Origin of the sequence: Mycobacterium bulgaricum (assembly GCF_041287165.2) — a bacterium.
Taxonomy (GTDB): domain Bacteria; phylum Actinomycetota; class Actinomycetes; order Mycobacteriales; family Mycobacteriaceae; genus Mycobacterium; species Mycobacterium bulgaricum.
In genome coordinates, this window is record NZ_JBGGKV020000005.1 from 300908 (window position 1) to 316688 (window position 15781).

Genomic DNA, 15781 nt, shown 5'->3' on the forward strand with positions numbered 1-15781 from the left:
GTCAGCCGGCCTGCTCTCGATGCTGCGCGAGCCGGTCGTCGACCCAGTTGTGCAGACCGGGCAGCGCGGTGTCGATGACGGTGAACGTCTCCTCGAAGTCGTCCTGGGTTCCGTAGTAGGGGTCCTCGACGTCGAGCGCGTGCAGGCCCGACCGCGGGTCGAACGAGCGCAGCATGCGCAGCCGCTCGGCAGGAACGCCCGCATGTTGCAGCATGCGCTGGTGATTGCGTCCCAACGCGACGACGAGGTCGGCGCCGAGGTGGTCGTCGGTCATCTGGGCGGCGCGGTGCGCCGTCGGGTATCCGTGCTCGCGCAGCGTGTGGCTCGTGCGCCGGTCGGCGGGTTCGCCCTCGTGCCAGTGACCGGTTCCCGCGCTGGTCACCCTGACGACGCCGCCCAGCCCCCGCTCGCTGATCTGGTGGGCGAACATCTTCTCCGCCATCGGGCTGCGGCAGATGTTGCCGGAGCAGATGAACGTGACGTGCAGCAGTTCAGACACCGAGCACCTCGCGCAGGTCGTCGACGCTCGCGACGTGCGCGAGCGCGCCGCTGCCGCCGTCGGCGAAGTCCCGGTGCCCGTATCCCCACCCGACGACGATCGTGCCGATGCCGTGCTCCGCGGCGCCTTCGACGTCGTGCGAGCGGTCGCCGATCATCACCACCCGGTCGGGCAGCGGCGCCAATTGCCGTAGAGCGTGGGCGACCACGTCTGCCTTGGTCGAACGGACGCCGTCGGGGCTCGCTCCCGCGATCACCTCGAAGTAGGAGTCGAGCTCGAAGTGGGCGAGGATGCGCTCAGCGGTCGGCTCGGCCTTCGACGTCGCGACCGCGAGCCTGACGCCGGCCGCCCGCAGGTCGGTCAGCAGCCCGGTCACCCCGTCGAACGGCCTGTTCATCGACCAGCCGCGGGCCGTGTAGTCGGCGCGGTAGGCCGCGATCGCCGCGGGGGCGGAGTCGCCGAGACCCATCTGCTGGAGGGTGATGTGCATGGGCGGCCCGACGATGCGGCTCACGAGGTCCCCGTCGGGTACAGCGGCACCGACGGAGTGCAGGGCGTGGCGGAAGCTGGCGACGATGCCCTCGGCCGAATCGGTGAGGGTGCCATCGAGATCGAAGAGCACCAGATCGCCGCGCCCCACCGGGGTGGCGCTGCGGGGGCTGTCCAGCATGTCGGTCACAGGACCATTGTTCCTGAGACGGGTGGCTGCCCGGGGCGTGGGCCCGTGCGCATTACTGTCGAGATGTGGCAAGTGTCCGGCTGATCGACGTCATCGACGTGCTCGAGGCCGCCTACCCTCCGCGGTTGGCGCAGAGCTGGGACTCTGTCGGGCTGGTCTGCGGGGATCCCTCCGAGCCGGTCGAGTCGGTGACGATCGCCGTCGACGCGACCGCCGACGTCGTCGCGCAGGTACCCGACCGCGGCCTCCTGCTCGCACATCACCCGCTGTTGCTGCGCGGTGTGGACACCGTGTCCGTCGACACCGCCAAAGGCGCCCTCGTCCACTCCCTGATCCGCACGGGGCGCGCGCTGTTCACCGCCCACACCAACGCCGACAGTGCGTCTCCCGGGGTCTCCGACGCGCTGGCGGAGACGCTCGGGCTCGAGGTCACCGAGGTCCTCTCGCCCGTGCCGTCGGGCCCGTCGCTCGACAAGTGGGCCGTGTTCGTCCCCGCCGAGAACGCCGACGCCGTGCGGGCGGCGATGTTCGCGGCCGGCGCCGGGCACATCGGCGACTATTCGCAGTGCAGTTGGAGCGTTTCCGGGACGGGCCAGTTCCTTCCCGGCGAAGGTGCCTCGCCCGCGATCGGTGAGGTCGGCGCCGTCGAGCGGGTCGCAGAGGACCGGGTCGAGATGGTCGCACCCGCCGCGCGGCGGGCCGCGATACTCGCCGCCCTCCGGGCGGCCCACCCCTACGAGGAGCCGGCCTTCGACCTGATCGCGATGCAGGCCCCGCCGGCAGACGTCGGGCTAGGCCGCATTGCGACACTTCCCGGTCCGGAACCGCTGCCGGCGTTCGTGTCCCGCGTACGCGAGGCGCTGCCCGCAACCTCCTGGGGGGTGCGCGCGTCCGGTGACCCGGAGTCGACCGTTTCCCGTGTCGCGGTGTGCGGGGGTGCCGGTGACTCGCTGCTCGCCGAGGTCGCCGCCGCGGGTGTGCAGGCCTATGTGACGGCTGATCTGCGGCATCACCCTGCCGACGAACACCGCCGGGCCTCCGACGTCGCGCTGATCGACGTCGCGCACTGGGCCAGCGAGTTCCCGTGGTGCAATCAGGCCGCGGTGTTGCTGCAGAAGCATTTCGGTGCGTCGATGCCGGTCACGGTGTCCGACGTGCGCACGGACCCGTGGAATGTCGAGGGATGATCACATGAAAGCCGATGTTTTCCAACAGCATTCGCTGCTCCAGTTGGCCGAGCTGGACGCCGAGGTCAGCCGGGCCGAGTATCGGACCAAGAACCTTCCCGAGCAGAAGTCGGTCGAGGAGGCGCAGGCCACCCACCGCGAGGCGAATGACCGCCTCGCCGTGCTGCAGATCGCGCTCGAGGACATCGACGCCCAGGTCGCGAAGTTCGAAACGGAGATCGACGGGGTGCGGCAGCGAGAGGACCGGGACCGTGCGCTGATGGCCGGTGGTTCCGTGGACCCGAAGCAGCTCAACGACCTCCAACACGAGCTCGAAACGTTGCAGCGGCGGCAGGCGAGCCTGGAGGATTCCCAGCTCGAGCTCATGGAGAAGCGCGAGGAGCTGGCCGCACAGCAGGCCGACGAATTGGCAGGCATCGAGGAATTGCAGAAAGCGCTGACCGATGCGCAGCGTGCGTGCGACGACGCCCGCGCCGAACTCACTCAGCTCCTGGAGAAGTCCGCGGCCCGGCGCGCCGAACTGGTTTCCGGGATCGACGGGGCGCTGGTGAAGCTGTACGAGCGGCAGCGGTCCCGCACCGGCGTCGGAGCGGCGCCCCTGCAGGGCCGCAGGTGCGGCGCATGCCGGATCGAAATCGATCAGGGGGAGTCGGCGCGCATCGCGGCAGCGGCCGACGACGACGTGGTGCGGTGCCCCGAGTGCGCGGCGATCCTGTTGCGTGTCACCGGTTTCCGAAAGTGAAGGTGATCGTCGAGGCCGACGGCGGTTCGCGCGGCAACCCTGGGCCCGCCGGTTACGGCGCCGTGGTGTGGTCCGATGACCGCGAATCCGTTCTTGCCGAGGCGAAATCGGCGATCGGTACGGCGACCAACAACGTCGCCGAGTACCGGGGTTTGATCGCCGGCCTCCAGGCCGCGGCGGAGGTCGGCGCCTCCGAGGTCGAGGTGCTGATGGACTCCAAGCTGGTCGTCGAACAGATGTCGGACCGTTGGAAGGTCAAGCATCCCGACCTGATCCCGCTGAACCAGGAGGCGCGGCGGCTCGCCCGCACGTTCGCGTCCATCAGCTACTCGTGGATCGCGCGGGCCTCCAACAGCTACGCCGACCGACTTGCCAACGAAGCGATGGATGCCGCAGCGGGTTCCGAAAAGCCCTCGGCGCCAACGGCGGTGACCACCAACCCAGCGGGCTGGACCGGAGCCAAAGGAGCGCCGACCCGACTATTGCTGCTGCGCCACGGGCAGACGGCGCTGTCGGTGGAGCGTCGCTATTCGGGTCGCGGAAATCCAGAGCTCACCGAACTCGGGATCCGGCAGGCCCAGGCCGCCGCGAAATACCTCGGTGCCAGGGGCGGCGTCGACGCCGTCCTCGCGTCCCCGTTGCAACGGGCTTACGACACCGCGGCTGCCGCGGCAAAAGCCCTCGGTCGCGATGTCACCGTCGACGATGACCTGATCGAGACGGACTTCGGTGCGTGGGAGGGCATGACCTTCCAGGAGGCTTCCGAATACGATCCGGATCTGCACCGAAGTTGGCTGCGGGACACCTCGGTTCCGCCTCCCGGCGGAGAGAGCTTCGACGACGTCGCGTCACGGGTTCGCCGGGCGCAGAACCGCATCATCGCGCAATACCCGGGCCAGACAGTACTGGTGGTCTCCCACGTGACGCCGATCAAGACCCTGCTGCGCATGGCGCTCGACGCCGGGCCGTCGATTTTGTATCGGCTACATCTGGATCTCGCGTCGCTGTCGATAGCGGAGTTCTACCCGGACGGGGCTGCCTCGGTACGGCTGGTCAACCAGACGGCCTATCTCTGATCGGTGTGCAGATGCACCCGCTCGCCGTGCAGACCGAACAGTGCAATGGCCTCCACGGGCCCGTCGACAGCGCCGAACCAGTGCGGGGTCCACGTTGAGAACTCAACGGCCTCACCGGGTTTGATGGTGAAGTCGCGATCGCCGAGGATGAGTCGCAGCCGCCCCGACAGCACATACATCCAGTCGTGTCCCTCGTGGACGGGGAGCTCCGCGGGCGGCGTGCGCCTGCGGGCACTGATCCGGATCTTGTGAGCGTGCAGGCCCCCGGCGGGGCCCTGCCCGGTCAAGGGCCAGAACGTGATCTGGTTGTGTGTGTGGGACTGCCCACGGATGCGCGGGTCCTCCACTTCTGGTGCGCGCAACAGCTCATCGGTGCTCACCGACAGCGCAGCGGCCAGCCGCGGTAGATGGTCGAGCGCGAGGCGCCGCTTCCCGGACTCCAGGCGGCTCAAGGTCGAGATGTCGATGCTGGACCGGGTGGCGACGTCTTCGAGCGTCATGCCGCGCTGGACTCGCAGGTCCCGCAGCCGACGTCGCACGCGGGCATCGACCCCCTCATCGTCATCGTTTGCCTTCATGGCAAAAGAGCTTGGCAGATAGGTGGCGGCGCGGGCAAGGTCGTGTCATGGACAAGATCTGGGATTGCGTGATCGTCGGCGGAGGGGCCGCCGGGTTGAGCGCCGCGCTGGTTCTGGGCAGGGCACGGCGTGCCACGCTCGTGGTCGACGCCGGAACTCAGAGCAACCTTGCCGCCCATGGTATCGGCGGGCTGCTCGGTTTCGACGGCGCACCACCGGCGCGGTTGTATGCGAAGGGCCGGGCGGAGCTGAGCGCCTACCCCGACGTTGAGGTCCGGCAGGGCGAAGTCGTCGCCGCCGAGGTGAGCGAGGAAGGCTTCGCGGTGGAACTGGCGGACGGCGGGGTGGTGTGGACTCGCCGGGTGCTGCTGGCGATGGGAATGCGGTATGAGTCGCCCGATGTGTCGGGACTGCCGGAGTTGTGGGGGCGTTCGGTGTTCCACTGCCCGTTCTGTCACGGATGGGAGGTCCGCGACAAGCCGCTGGCCGTACTGGCCGATGGGGACCGTGCCGTGCACATGGCCACGTTGCTCCGCGGGTGGAGCGACGATGTCGTCTTGCTGACGGGCGGACCGGCCGAACTCACCGACGCTCATCGGGCGCGACTGTCCGAGGCCGGAGTGGTTGTGGACGAGCGGGTGGTCGCCGGGTTGCGTTCGGCGGAAGGGGAATTGGACGCGGTCGTGTTCGCCGACGGCACCGCCATGGCCCGCGGCGGTCTGCTGATCGCCACGACATTGCATCAGCGTTCCGCGTTGGCCGCCAAGTTGGGTGTCGACTTCGCTGCGGCGAGCCCGGTTTCAGCGGAGGCGATCGAGATCGACGCGATGTACCGCACCTCGGTTCCCGGGGTTTTCGCGGCGGGCGACGTCAGTGCGCAGATGCCGCAGGTGGCGGCGGCGATCGCGGCCGGCTCGGCGGCGGCCGCATCGATAGTGGCAAGTTTCATGGAGGAGCGATGACAGAGTCTGAGGTGAAACAACATTGGGAGGATCGGTACGCCGAGCGGGACCGGATCTGGAGCGGGAAGGTCAACCGGTGGCTGGCCGAGGTCGCCGCGCCTTTGACGCCGGGGCGGGCGCTGGATCTGGGCTGCGGGGAGGGCGGTGATTCCCTCTGGCTGGCCGAGCAGGGCTGGCAGGTGGTCGGCGTGGACATCTCCGAGACCGCACTCGGCCGTGCGGCCGAGGAGGCGGCCCGACGAGGGCTGACCGACCGCATCCGGTTGGTGCAGATGAACCTGTCGGAGTCGTTTCCGGAGGGCAGCTTCGACCTCGTGTCGGCGCAGTTCCTGCAATCGATGGTTCATCTGGATCGCGAACGCATCTTCGCGTCCGCAGCAGGTGCCGTGGCGCCGGGCGGGCTGCTGATCGTCATCGACCACGGCGCCGCGCCGCCGTGGGCCCACCACGTCAAAGATCATGTGTTCCCCGGCGTGGACGAGGTCCTCGGGACGATCGATCTCGGCGCGGGCCGATGGGAACGCGTGCGTGTGGGCACCGTCGAGCGCGACGCCGTCGGACCCGACGGGCAGGCCGGCGTGCTGATCGACAACCTGATCGTGCTACGGCGGGTGTAGAGCCACCAGAGCTCGCCTGGCCGCCAATCGCAGATCAGCGGCGTCCCGGCGATCTGTCGGGGGCTGGGTGTAGTGTCGGTTGTGTGATCGAACAATTGTTCGAATTGGATGCCGACGCGTCGGAGGCGCAGCTGCGGATCCTCGTCGAACGCTGTGAGCAGCTGAAGTCTCAGGCGGCTGCGGTGCAGGCGCGCGCAACGGCGTTGTGGGCGGCCAAGCGTGCCGCGGCGGAGCAGGCTGCCGGCGTGCCCGTGAGGCGGCGCGGCAGAGGGCTGGCCTCTGAGGTTGCGCTGGCGCGCCGCGACGCGCCGGTGTGCGGCAACACCCATCTCGGTGTGGCGAAGGCGTTGGTCGACGAGATGCCGCGCACGTTGGCGGCGTTGGAGGCTGGGCAGCTCTCGGAGTACCGGGCATTGCTGATCGTGCGGGAATCGGCGTGCTTGTCGGTCCAGGATCGCTTAACCCTCGACGCCGAACTCAACGAGAAAGCCCAAGGGTTTCAGGGCTGGGGTAACCGGCGGGTGGCAGCTGAGGCCAAGGCGATCACGGCGCGTCTGGATGCCGCGGCGGTGGTGGAGCGCAACAACAAAGCCGTCAAAGACCGCTGCGTGACGACCCGGCCCGCCCCCAACGGCATGGTCTACGTGACGTTCCTGATGCCGCTGGCCCAGGGCATCGGCATGTACGCCGCCCTCAAACGCGAAGCCGACGTATGCGGCGACGGCCGCTCCCGCAATCAGGTCATGGCCGATACTGCCTTTGAACGCGTCACCGGCCGCAGCGCCACTGAGCCGGTGAATGTGCACCTGCTTCTGGTGATGGCCGATACGACGTTGGCCGGTGATGACACCGAACCGGCATGGCTGCAGGGCTACGGCCCTATCCCTGCCGGGTTCGCGTGCAAGCTCACCGGTGATGCGGTCACCGACAAGGAAGCCAAGGCGACGCTGCGCCGGCTCTATCGGCATCCCCGGAGCGGGCAGTTGGTGGCCATGGAGTCGCGGTCGCGGACGTTCCCGAAAGGGTTGGCGAGGTTCATCGGAATCCGGGACCGCACGTGCCGGACCCCGTACTGCAACGCCGAAATCCGCCACCTCGACCACGCCACCCCTGACCGTGACGGCGGAAAGACCAGTGCGGTCAACGGGTTAGGAGCCTGCGAGGCGTGCAATTACGCCAAAGAAGCACCGGGTTGGCAAGTGACGACCCGCGACCGCGACGGCACCCATCACGCCGAATTCCGCACGCCCACCGGGGCCAGGTACTACTCCCTGGCGCCGCCGCTGCCCGGCACCCCGGTGCGCCAGAAGATCAGCCTCCTCGAGGGCCGACTCAGCATCGACCTCGTCACCTTCGAAGCCGCCTGACTGCGGACGGTCAGCTGCCGGTAGGCACGTCCGCCAGCTGGGTGAGGCGCACGCTGTTCCCGGACGGATCGCGGAATCCGCAGTCGATCCCGTAGGGCATTTCGTGGGGCTCCTCGGTGAACTCGACACCGCGGGCCTTGAGTTGTTCGTAGCTGGCCTGGCAGTTCTCGGTGGTGAGGAAGACGGTGCCCGCGAACCCTTTCGCGGTCAGGTCGAGTACCTGCCTCTTGGTGGACTCGTCCATGACGGGTTCTCCGGGCACAGCCATGAGCACGATCGACACGTCGTCCTGTCCGGGTGGCCCGACGGTCAGCCAGCGGAAGATGCCGTCGACACCGGGCAGCGAAACATCCTGGCGCACTTCCATACCGACCTTCTCGGTCCAGTACTTCATGGCGACTTCCTGGTCGTGGACCCATAGATGGGCGCTTGCGATCTTGATCATGCGCTCGACGCTACGGTCGCGGATTTCGCCCCGTCTTCTCCGCGTGTGCTGTCTTGCGGGTGTCGCGGGCCAGGATGCAGCTGGGGATCCGCGCATGGATCGCGGCAGGCGGCATCGATGCGCGATAGGCGGCCGGTGGAAGTCCGTAGGCGCGGGCGAACGTGGTGGTGAACGACCCGACGCTCTGCAGCCCGACCATCACGCAGATGTCGGCAACGGATCTGTCGGTGTGGCGCAACAGCGACGCAGCGCGCTCGAGGCGGCGCGTCTGCAGGTACGCGCGCGGAGACTCACCGAACGTCCTCGTGAACATCCGGCTGAAATGTGCCCGCGACAGGCCGGCGGCCGCGGCGAGATCGTCCACGGTGATCGCCTCCGAGTACCGCGAGTCCACGAAGTCCTTGGCTCGCATCAGGTAGCGAGCGGGTGGGGCCTGAGCCATGCGACCAGTATGGCCGCGCGGTGGCCTCGGCGTTCATTACCTCAATCCGCACGCGAACCATTACCGTGTGAGGGCGGATGAGCTGGCCGGGCGGCCGCGGCACCTGGTGTCGAGGAAAGTCCGGACTTCACAGAGCAGGGTGATTGCTAACGGCAATCCGAGGTGACTCGCGGGAAAGTGCCACAGAAAACAGACCGCCGCCACGGAGTCTTCGGACGACGCGGAGGTAAGGGTGAAAAGGTGCGGTAAGAGCGCACCAGCATTCCGGGTGACCGGAGTGGCTAGGCAAACCCCACCCGAAGCAAGGCCAAGAAGGCCGCAACCTGGTTGCGGCCGCGCAGGCGTCCGAGGGCTGCTCGCCCGAGTCTGCGGGTAGGCCGCTTGAGGCACCCGGCGACGGTGTGTCCAGATGGATGGTCGCCGCCTCGCCGCCGGACATGGCGTCGAGGAACAGAATCCGGCTTACAGGCCGGCTCATCCGCCCTCAGGCGACGTCAGGATTTGACCGACTTGTCGAGCGCCTTGAGTGCGTCCTCGATCTGTTCCTCGCAGCGCCGGGCCAGATCGTCTTCCAGCTGGTACAGCAGTCCGTAGGTGAAGGTGTCCTCGCCGGCGGCGTGTGCGACCTCGGCCTGCCGGCTCAGATGCGTCCGGCTGACGACGCTGTCCTGGTGATCGCCGAGCAGCGACTGGATGGCCTTCGCGCGGTCGGCCACCTTGGTGTCGCCCGTGGCGGCCGCGGTGTAGCGAAGAGCTTTGGCGCGCTTGCGGATCCGGTGCAGCGCTTCGTTGGAATCCTCGGCGTTCACCTCGGGATCCTCCGCCGCGGCGCGAGCGGCCTTGGCCGCTTTGCGAACCCGCTTGTACGCCGAGTCGATCGTCAGGGGTGCGGGTTCCTCCCCGGGGGCCGAAGGGGCGGGCCCGGAGGCGACCAGCGCTTCGAGCGCGTCGAGGAGACGGAAGTAGCGCTGTGAGCGCATGGCCGTCAGCGATCGTTTCCAGCCCGTCTGATACCGCTTCTTGGCGCCCTCCACGAGGCGCTCCCGCACAGGCCCGCGCACGTTGGCTTCGGGCAGCGCGTCGATCGCGCGCTCGTAGCGCTCGGCGAGAACCTCTGCGTCGCGGGCCACGCCGAGCACGGCGGCGAGCTCTCGCAGCTCCTCAAGGATCCACTCATGGTCGGCGATGTCGAACGAGCCTTCCGACGACTGCAGCAGGCTTCGGATCTTGCGGGTTGTCACCCGCATCTGATGAACCGAGTCCCAGACATCGGAGCGGACCGCACGATCCCACTCGATGAGCTCGGCGACGTTCTGCGCCACGGCGCGGCGGGCCGGATCGGCCGACTTCGTCGAGGTGTCCTCGACCGCCTCGTCGTCCTCGGACGCCGGGGTGCTCGACTTCAGGACCCTGGCCAGCTTCGATCCGTGTCCGGCCGGCACCGCACCGGCGTCCAGCAGCCGGTTGGTCAGCCGGTCGAACACGGCGGTATCGGCGCCGGACTTCAGCTCGAGCTCCCACTCGCGCCAGAACTGTTCCTCACCGCCCTCGGCGCTCGCTGTCACCTGGTCGTCGCAGAACTCGGCCACGGGGGCTCCGTCGGGCCCGTACAACAGCTCGACGACCCTGGTCGTGTTGATCCGCGCGACGGGGGCCAGCGGACGGTCCCGAACGATGGCCAGCACCACATCGCGCAGGCTTTCCGGCACGTCGAGGTGTTCCGGGGTGTCGTCGAGAGGGGCATGCACCTCTGTGCGGGTGTCGGCGCCCGCCGGCAATTTCAGGTGCCATCCCGCGTCTGTCCCGCCGGTTCGCCTGCGCAGCGTGATCTTGTTCCGGGCCAGGTCGCGGGCAGGCGTGTCGAAGTACACAGCTGCCAACGACTGTGACGGTGACCGCTCGATCCGGGCCACCACGGACAACCCGTCGAAGGACGGCGAGACAGTCGACTCAACCACCCCGAATTTGCGCTCGGTCTCGGTGTACCTGGAGGTTTCGCGCGATTTCGGAGCCATGGTCACCTTTGTCTCTGGCGTGGTCGGGGACCATAGCCTGCCATACGCAGATGAAACCGCTGCCGGTGCGCGGCACGGCGACCAAGATCAAATCTCGGCGCGTCGCGGTGTGTCCGCGCGATTTTGGCCCGTGTTCTCTTACAATTCTCTTATGAGTCTAGGAATGAGGCTCGACGACTATCTGGACCAGGATGGCGCCATCGCGATTCCGGCTGGCACCACGCTGACCTCGTTCCTGGATCGCAATGCCGCCGAGCTGCGTGACACCCCCGCCTATCGCTATCTGGATTTCGACCATGACCAGACCGTCGAGCTGACCTGGACCCAACTGGTCGTGCGGCTGCGAGCGGTCGGCGCCCGGCTGCAGCAGGTGACCGAGCAGGGTGATCGCGTGGCGATCGTCGCGCCGCAGGGCGTCGAATACGTCATCGGTTTCTTCGCCGCTGTCCAGGCGGGCACGATCGCGGTTCCGTTGTTCGCCCCCGAACTCCCCGGCCACACCGAGCGGCTGGACGCGGTGCTGGCCGACGCCAAGCCCTCGGTACTTCTGACGACGCTCGCGGCCGCCGAATCTGTGCGCGAATTCCTTCGGCACCTGCCGCGCGATCGTCGGCCGCGGGTCATCGCCATCGACGCCGTGCCCGACGAGATCGGCGCCGGGTTCGTGCCCGCGCAGCTGCACACCGACGGCATCGCCTATCTGCAGTACACCTCCGGTTCCACCCGTGCCCCGGCCGGCGTGGAGATCACGCACCGCTCGGCATGCACGAACGTCGTGCAGATGATCCTGTCGGTCGGTCTGGACCCCGACATCAACAGCGTCAGCTGGTTGCCCCTGTTCCATGACATGGGCCTGCTGATGATCATGTTCCCGGCACTCGCGGGTGGCTATCTGACCCTGATGTCGCCGGTGGCTTTCGTGCGCCGCCCCTTCCGCTGGATCCGCGAACTCGGGGCCTCCGACCGTCCCACGTTCGCCGCTGCGCCCAACTTCGCGTTCGCGCTGGCCGCGCAGCGAGGCCTGCCGCCCGAAGGCGAGCCGCTCGACCTCAGCAACGTCAAGGGGTTGATCAACGGATCAGAACCGGTGAGCATCTCCGCCGTCACCGCGTTCAACGACGCCTTCGCCCCGTACGGCTTGGCGCCGACGGTGATCAAACCCTCCTACGGGATGGCCGAGGCGACGCTGTTCGTCTCGACAACCGCCCCTGACGCGCCCCCGACCGTGACCCATTTCGATCGCACACAGCTGACCCTGGGTCACGCGGTGCCTGTCGACGCCGACCACCCGGACGCGGCCATTCAGGTGTCATGCGGCACGGTGGCACGCAGTCAATGGGCGGTCATCGTCGATTCGGCCACCGAATCCGAACTGCCCGACGGCGAGGTCGGAGAGATCTGGCTGCACGGCGACAACATCGGCAACGGATATTTCGGCCGTCCCGAGGAGACGGAACTGACGTTCTGCAACAAGCTTCAGTCGCGTCTCTTGCACGGCAGCCACGCCGAATACTGTGCGGATTCCGCGCTGTGGCTGCGCACCGGCGACCTCGGCGTCTACCTCGACGGGCACCTCTACATCACGGGCCGTCTCAAAGACCTCGTCATCGTCGACGGTCGCAACCACTATCCCCAGGACATCGAGGCGACGGTGGCCGACGCGTCCGGTGCGGTGCGGGCAGGCTTCGTCGCTGCGTTCTCGGTGCCCGGCAACGGACGGGAAGAGGTCGTGATCGTCGCCGAGCGGGCGCCCGGCGCGGGCCGCGCCGACGCGGCCCCGATCCAGGAAGCGATCCGCGCCGAGGTGTCCCGCCGCCACGCCGTGCCGGTCAAAGAGATCAAACTCGTTGCCGCAGGCGTGATTCCGCGGACAAGCAGCGGCAAGCTGGCGCGCCGCGCGTGCCGGGCGGCCTATCTCGACGGCACACTCTGATCCGGCGGACGTTACAGTCCGGGGTGTGACTGACTACCAGACCATCACGCTCGAACAGACCGGCTCCGTCGCCCGGATCACACTGAACCGGCCCGACGCCGCAAACGGCATGAACGACACCATGACTCGGGAACTGGCCGACGCCGCGGTGCGGTGCGACAGCCCGACGACCAAAGTCGTCGTCATCACCGGGGCGGGCCGGTTCTTCTGTGCGGGCGGCGACCTCAAGGACTTCGCCGCGGCCCCGAGCAGGGGCAGGCACATCAAGGGCGTCGCCGACGATCTGCACCGCGCCATCTCGACGTTCGCGCGGATGGACGCCGTCGTCATCACGGCGGTGAACGGGGTCGCCGCAGGTGCCGGGTTCTCGCTCGCGGTCACCGGCGACCTGGTGCTCGCCGCCGAGTCCGCGTCGTTCACGATGGCCTATACGCGCGTCGGCCTCAGCCCCGACGGCAGCTCGTCGTATTACCTGCCGCGGCTGATCGGCATCGCGAAGACCAAGGAGCTGATGCTCACCAATCGCACGCTGTCGGCCGACGAAGCGTCCCGCTGGGGACTGGTGACCGAAGTGGTCGACGACGACGCACTCGCCGAGCGCACCGATCAGCTTGCCGAGAAGATGGCGGCGACGGCAGCGCGTTCCAACGGCGGCATCAAAGCACTGCTGCTCGGCACGTTCGCCAACGGCCTGGAGGAGCAGATGGAACTGGAGGGGCGTCTGATCGCCCAACGTGCCGAGTCGGCCGACGGTCGCGAGGGCGTCGACGCGTTCCTGGCGAAGCGAAAGCCGGAGTTCTCCTAGTAGGAATGCTCCTCGGCGGGAAACACGCCGGTGGCCACTTCCTGGGCGTAGTCGGCGGCGGCGCGGCGCAATTCATCGCCTACGGCACCGAACCGCTTCACGAACTTCGCGGTCTTGCCGTTGGTCATACCCGCCATGTCCTGCCAGACCAGCACCTGCGCGTCGCAGTTCGGCCCGGCACCGATCCCGACAGTGGGGATCGTCAGCTTGCCGGTGATCTGGGTGGCAAGCTCGGCAGGCACCATCTCCATCACCACGGCGAACGCGCCGGCTTCCTGCACGGCGATCGCGTCGTGGATGGTCTGCTCGGCGGCGTCGCCGCGACCCTGGACACGGAAACCGCCGAGGCCGTTGACGCTCTGCGGCGTGAAACCGATGTGCGCCATGACCGGGATGCCGGCCGCGGTGATCGCGGCGATCTGACCGGCAACCCGCTCGCCGCCCTCGAGCTTAACCGCGTGGGCGCCGGTCTCCTTGAGCATGCGGGTGGCGGTCGCCAGCGCTTGGGCCGGGCCGGCCTCATAGCTGCCGAACGGAAGGTCGGCGACGACCAGCGCATGCGGAGCGCCGCGCACGACGCCGCGAACCAGCGGGATGAGTTCATCAAGTGTCACCGGGACGGTGGTGTCGTAGCCGTAGACCACGTTGGCGGCGGAATCGCCGACCAGCAGCACCGGGATCTGCGCCTCGTCGAACACCGCGGCGGTCGAGTAGTCGTAAGCGGTCAACATGGCCCACTTGTGGCCTTCGGACTTCCACTTGTGGAGGTGGTGGGTGCGCACCTTCAGGCGCGGTTTCGAGGTCTCGACGACAGCACCATAGACGGACTGCTCAGACATCATTGTCCCCTCATCGGGTTCGGTCGTTGTGAATCCTCGTGGCCGAAATCGGTCCCCGGGTTCGCTGACCCATCAAGTGTGCCACCACGTCACCGGAAGTTGAACAGCGCGTTAAGTGGATTTCCTCACACCCGACTCGGCCGGGCATACCATCGCGGCATGCAACGGCTCAGCGGACTCGACGCCAGCTTCCTCTATCTCGAAACCGCTGCTCAGCCACTGCACGTGTGCTCGATCCTCGAGCTCGACACATCCACCGTTCCCGGCGGCTACACGTTCGGCGCGCTGCGCGATCAGCTGTCGCTGCGCATCCGCGCGATGCCCGAGTTCCGTGAGCGGATCGCCGACACCCCGTTCAATCTGGACCATCCGGTGTGGGTGGAAGACAACGACTTCGACGTCGAACGGCATGTCCACCGCATCGGTCTGCCGTCCCCGGGCGGGCGCTACGAACTCGCCGAAATCTGCGGTCACATCGCCTCGCTACCGCTGGACCGTGCGCGCCCGCTGTGGGAGATGTGGGTGATCGAGAACGTAGGGGACAGCGCGGAACGCATCGCGGTGATGACGAAGGTGCACCACGCCGCCGTCGATGGCGTCACCGGCGCGAACCTGATGTCGAAGCTCTGCACGACGGAGCCGGACGCGCCGCCGCCCGACCCGGTCGACGGGCCGGGCGGCGCAAGCGATCTGGAGATCGCCGTCAGCGGCGCGGTTCGCTTCGCGGCGCGCCCGCTCAAGCTCGTCAACGTCGTACCGAACACCGTGTCCACGGTTGTCGACACCCTCAAACGCGCCCGCAGCGGCCTGACGATGGCGCCGCCGTTCGCCGCCCCGAGAACCGTGTTCAATGCCAACGTCACAAGTCATCGCGCTGTCGCCTTCACCCAGCTCGACCTCGACGACGTCAAGACGGTCAAGAACCACTTCGGCGTCAAGGTCAACGACGTGGTCATGGCGCTGGTCTCGGGGGTGCTGCGTACGTTCCTGCTCGCACACGGCGGGCTGCCGGAGAGTTCGCTCGTGGCGATGGTGCCCGTCTCGGTGCACGAAAAGTCCGATCGCCCTGGGCGCAACCAGGTTTCGGGCATGTTCGCCAAACTGGAGACCGGTGTCGAAGACCCAGCCGAGCGGCTCAAGGCGATAGCCCAGGCCAATTCAGTTGCCAAACAGCATAGTTCGGCGATCTCGGCGACCCTGCTGCAGGACTGGACGCAATTTGCGGCGCCCGCGGTGTTCGGCGCCGCGATGCGGGTCTACGCGAGCAGCAGGCTCAGCGGCGCCCGGCCGGTGCACAACCTCGTCGTCTCCAACGTGCCCGGTCCACAGGGGCGGCTGTTCATGCTCGGGTGCGAGGTCAAGGCCATGTATCCGCTCGGGCCGATCTTCCACGGGTCGGGTCTGAACATGACCGTGATGTCACTGTCAGGCAACCTGGACGTCGGGATCGTGTCCTGTCCCGAACTGGTGCCGGACCTGTGGGACATGGCGGACGCGTTCGACACCGCGCTTCAGGAGCTGCTCGCGGCGACGCGCTAGCAAGCGGGCCCCCGGCACGCGCCTTGCCAGCGCAGATGTCCCTTCATGGCAGCATG

At 67.9% G+C, this 15781-nt stretch carries 16 protein-coding genes and 1 other RNA gene; 10 read left to right on the top strand and 7 right to left on the bottom strand.

The annotated features are described in order from the left end of the window. Position 1: 1 nt before the first annotated feature. The gene (locus ACAG24_RS16610) at positions 2-499 is read right to left on the bottom strand and encodes a low molecular weight protein-tyrosine-phosphatase (protein WP_370473613.1); all 498 of its coding nucleotides are present in this window, start codon (positions 497-499) and stop codon (positions 2-4) included. After that, positions 492-1169, bottom strand: a complete 678-nt coding sequence (locus ACAG24_RS16615; protein WP_370473858.1) for an HAD-IA family hydrolase — start codon at positions 1167-1169, stop codon at positions 492-494. Before ACAG24_RS16615 ends, ACAG24_RS16610 begins: the two co-directional genes overlap by 8 nt. A 74-nt stretch (positions 1170-1243) precedes the next feature. Between ACAG24_RS16615 and ACAG24_RS16620 the strand changes: the two genes are divergently transcribed. Genes ACAG24_RS16620 through ACAG24_RS16630 form a run of 3 tightly spaced genes read left to right on the top strand, consistent with a single transcriptional unit; the run spans position 1244 to position 4183 of the window. Continuing rightward, on the top strand, positions 1244-2365 hold the full coding sequence (locus ACAG24_RS16620; RefSeq protein ID WP_370473612.1) for a Nif3-like dinuclear metal center hexameric protein: 1122 nt from the start codon (positions 1244-1246) through the stop codon (positions 2363-2365). A 4-nt stretch (positions 2366-2369) separates the two neighbouring features. Beyond that, on the top strand, positions 2370-3107 hold the full coding sequence (locus tag ACAG24_RS16625) for a zinc ribbon domain-containing protein (RefSeq protein WP_370473611.1): 738 nt from the start codon (positions 2370-2372) through the stop codon (positions 3105-3107). After that, the gene (locus ACAG24_RS16630) at positions 3104-4183 is read left to right on the top strand and encodes a bifunctional RNase H/acid phosphatase (protein ID WP_370473610.1); all 1080 of its coding nucleotides are present in this window, start codon (positions 3104-3106) and stop codon (positions 4181-4183) included. Before ACAG24_RS16625 ends, ACAG24_RS16630 begins: the two co-directional genes overlap by 4 nt. Here the strand turns inward: ACAG24_RS16630 and ACAG24_RS16635 are convergent. Beyond that, positions 4174-4761: a helix-turn-helix domain-containing protein gene (locus tag ACAG24_RS16635; protein WP_370473609.1), complete on the bottom strand. Its 588-nt coding sequence runs from the start codon at positions 4759-4761 to the stop codon at positions 4174-4176. The two genes, ACAG24_RS16630 and ACAG24_RS16635, sit on opposite strands and share 10 nt — an antisense overlap. A gap of 47 nt (positions 4762-4808) precedes the next feature. On the opposite strand from ACAG24_RS16635, the gene ACAG24_RS16640 reads away from it, so the two are divergent. From ACAG24_RS16640 to ACAG24_RS16650, 3 genes are all read left to right on the top strand, one after another. Continuing rightward, entirely contained in the window at positions 4809-5723 is a 915-nt protein-coding gene (locus ACAG24_RS16640) for an NAD(P)/FAD-dependent oxidoreductase (RefSeq protein WP_370473608.1), read from the top strand. Beyond that, entirely contained in the window at positions 5720-6340 is a 621-nt protein-coding gene (locus ACAG24_RS16645) for a class I SAM-dependent methyltransferase (protein ID WP_370473607.1), read from the top strand. The genes ACAG24_RS16640 and ACAG24_RS16645 overlap by 4 nt, the downstream gene beginning before the upstream one ends. Positions 6341-6423: 83 nt before the next feature. Further along, positions 6424-7707 carry an HNH endonuclease gene (locus tag ACAG24_RS16650; protein ID WP_370473606.1) on the top strand — a complete coding sequence of 428 codons (1284 nt, stop codon included), beginning with the start codon at positions 6424-6426 and terminating at the stop codon, positions 7705-7707. Between the two features lie 10 nt (positions 7708-7717). Here ACAG24_RS16650 and ACAG24_RS16655 read toward each other — a convergent pair whose 3' ends face one another. Then, a complete protein-coding gene (locus ACAG24_RS16655) occupies positions 7718-8152 on the bottom strand; it encodes a VOC family protein (RefSeq protein ID WP_370473605.1) in 435 nt (144 codons plus the stop codon). 10 nt (positions 8153-8162) lie between these two features. Beyond that, entirely contained in the window at positions 8163-8594 is a 432-nt protein-coding gene (locus tag ACAG24_RS16660; RefSeq protein ID WP_370473604.1) for a helix-turn-helix transcriptional regulator, read from the bottom strand. A gap of 78 nt (positions 8595-8672) precedes the next feature. Between ACAG24_RS16660 and rnpB the strand changes: the two genes are divergently transcribed. Further along, positions 8673-9075: RNase P RNA component class A (gene rnpB, locus ACAG24_RS16665), an RNA gene on the top strand. 13 nt (positions 9076-9088) lie between these two features. Here rnpB and ACAG24_RS16670 read toward each other — a convergent pair. Further along, positions 9089-10609, bottom strand: coding sequence for a CYTH and CHAD domain-containing protein (locus ACAG24_RS16670; protein ID WP_370473603.1), 1521 nt, complete (start codon positions 10607-10609; stop codon positions 9089-9091). Positions 10610-10760: 151 nt separating this feature from the next. Here ACAG24_RS16670 and ACAG24_RS16675 point away from each other — a divergent pair, with 151 nt between their 5' ends. Next, on the top strand, positions 10761-12542 hold the full coding sequence (locus ACAG24_RS16675; RefSeq protein ID WP_370473602.1) for a fatty acyl-AMP ligase: 1782 nt from the start codon (positions 10761-10763) through the stop codon (positions 12540-12542). 25 nt (positions 12543-12567) lie between these two features. After that, positions 12568-13347, top strand: a complete 780-nt coding sequence (locus ACAG24_RS16680) for an enoyl-CoA hydratase/isomerase family protein (protein ID WP_370473601.1) — start codon at positions 12568-12570, stop codon at positions 13345-13347. On the opposite strand, the gene panB is transcribed toward ACAG24_RS16680, so the two are convergent. After that, positions 13344-14186, bottom strand: a complete 843-nt coding sequence (gene panB / locus ACAG24_RS16685; protein WP_370473600.1) for a 3-methyl-2-oxobutanoate hydroxymethyltransferase — start codon at positions 14184-14186, stop codon at positions 13344-13346. The genes ACAG24_RS16680 and panB overlap by 4 nt on opposite strands. 159 nt (positions 14187-14345) lie before the next feature. Here panB and ACAG24_RS16690 point away from each other — a divergent pair, with 159 nt between their 5' ends. Beyond that, a complete protein-coding gene (locus ACAG24_RS16690; RefSeq protein ID WP_370473599.1) occupies positions 14346-15725 on the top strand; it encodes a WS/DGAT/MGAT family O-acyltransferase in 1380 nt (459 codons plus the stop codon). Positions 15726-15781 lie beyond the last annotated feature (56 nt).

Bases quoted from the DNA above. Each gene is read 5' to 3' on its own strand.
- ACAG24_RS16615 (WP_370473858.1), bottom strand. From the start codon at position 1,169: ATGCTGGACAGCCCCCGCAGCGCCACCCCGGTGGGGCGCGGCGATCTG.
- ACAG24_RS16625 (WP_370473611.1), top strand. From the start codon at position 2,370: ATGAAAGCCGATGTTTTCCAACAGCATTCGCTGCTCCAGTTGGCCGAG.
- ACAG24_RS16635 (WP_370473609.1), bottom strand. From the start codon at position 4,761: ATGAAGGCAAACGATGACGATGAGGGGGTCGATGCCCGCGTGCGACGT.
- ACAG24_RS16640 (WP_370473608.1), top strand. From the start codon at position 4,809: ATGGACAAGATCTGGGATTGCGTGATCGTCGGCGGAGGGGCCGCCGGG.
- ACAG24_RS16645 (WP_370473607.1), top strand. From the start codon at position 5,720: ATGACAGAGTCTGAGGTGAAACAACATTGGGAGGATCGGTACGCCGAG.
- ACAG24_RS16655 (WP_370473605.1), bottom strand. From the start codon at position 8,152: ATGATCAAGATCGCAAGCGCCCATCTATGGGTCCACGACCAGGAAGTC.
- ACAG24_RS16660 (WP_370473604.1), bottom strand. From the start codon at position 8,594: ATGGCTCAGGCCCCACCCGCTCGCTACCTGATGCGAGCCAAGGACTTC.
- ACAG24_RS16670 (WP_370473603.1), bottom strand. From the start codon at position 10,609: ATGGCTCCGAAATCGCGCGAAACCTCCAGGTACACCGAGACCGAGCGC.
- ACAG24_RS16675 (WP_370473602.1), top strand. From the start codon at position 10,761: ATGAGTCTAGGAATGAGGCTCGACGACTATCTGGACCAGGATGGCGCC.
- panB (WP_370473600.1), bottom strand. From the start codon at position 14,186: ATGTCTGAGCAGTCCGTCTATGGTGCTGTCGTCGAGACCTCGAAACCG.
- ACAG24_RS16690 (WP_370473599.1), top strand. From the start codon at position 14,346: ATGCAACGGCTCAGCGGACTCGACGCCAGCTTCCTCTATCTCGAAACC.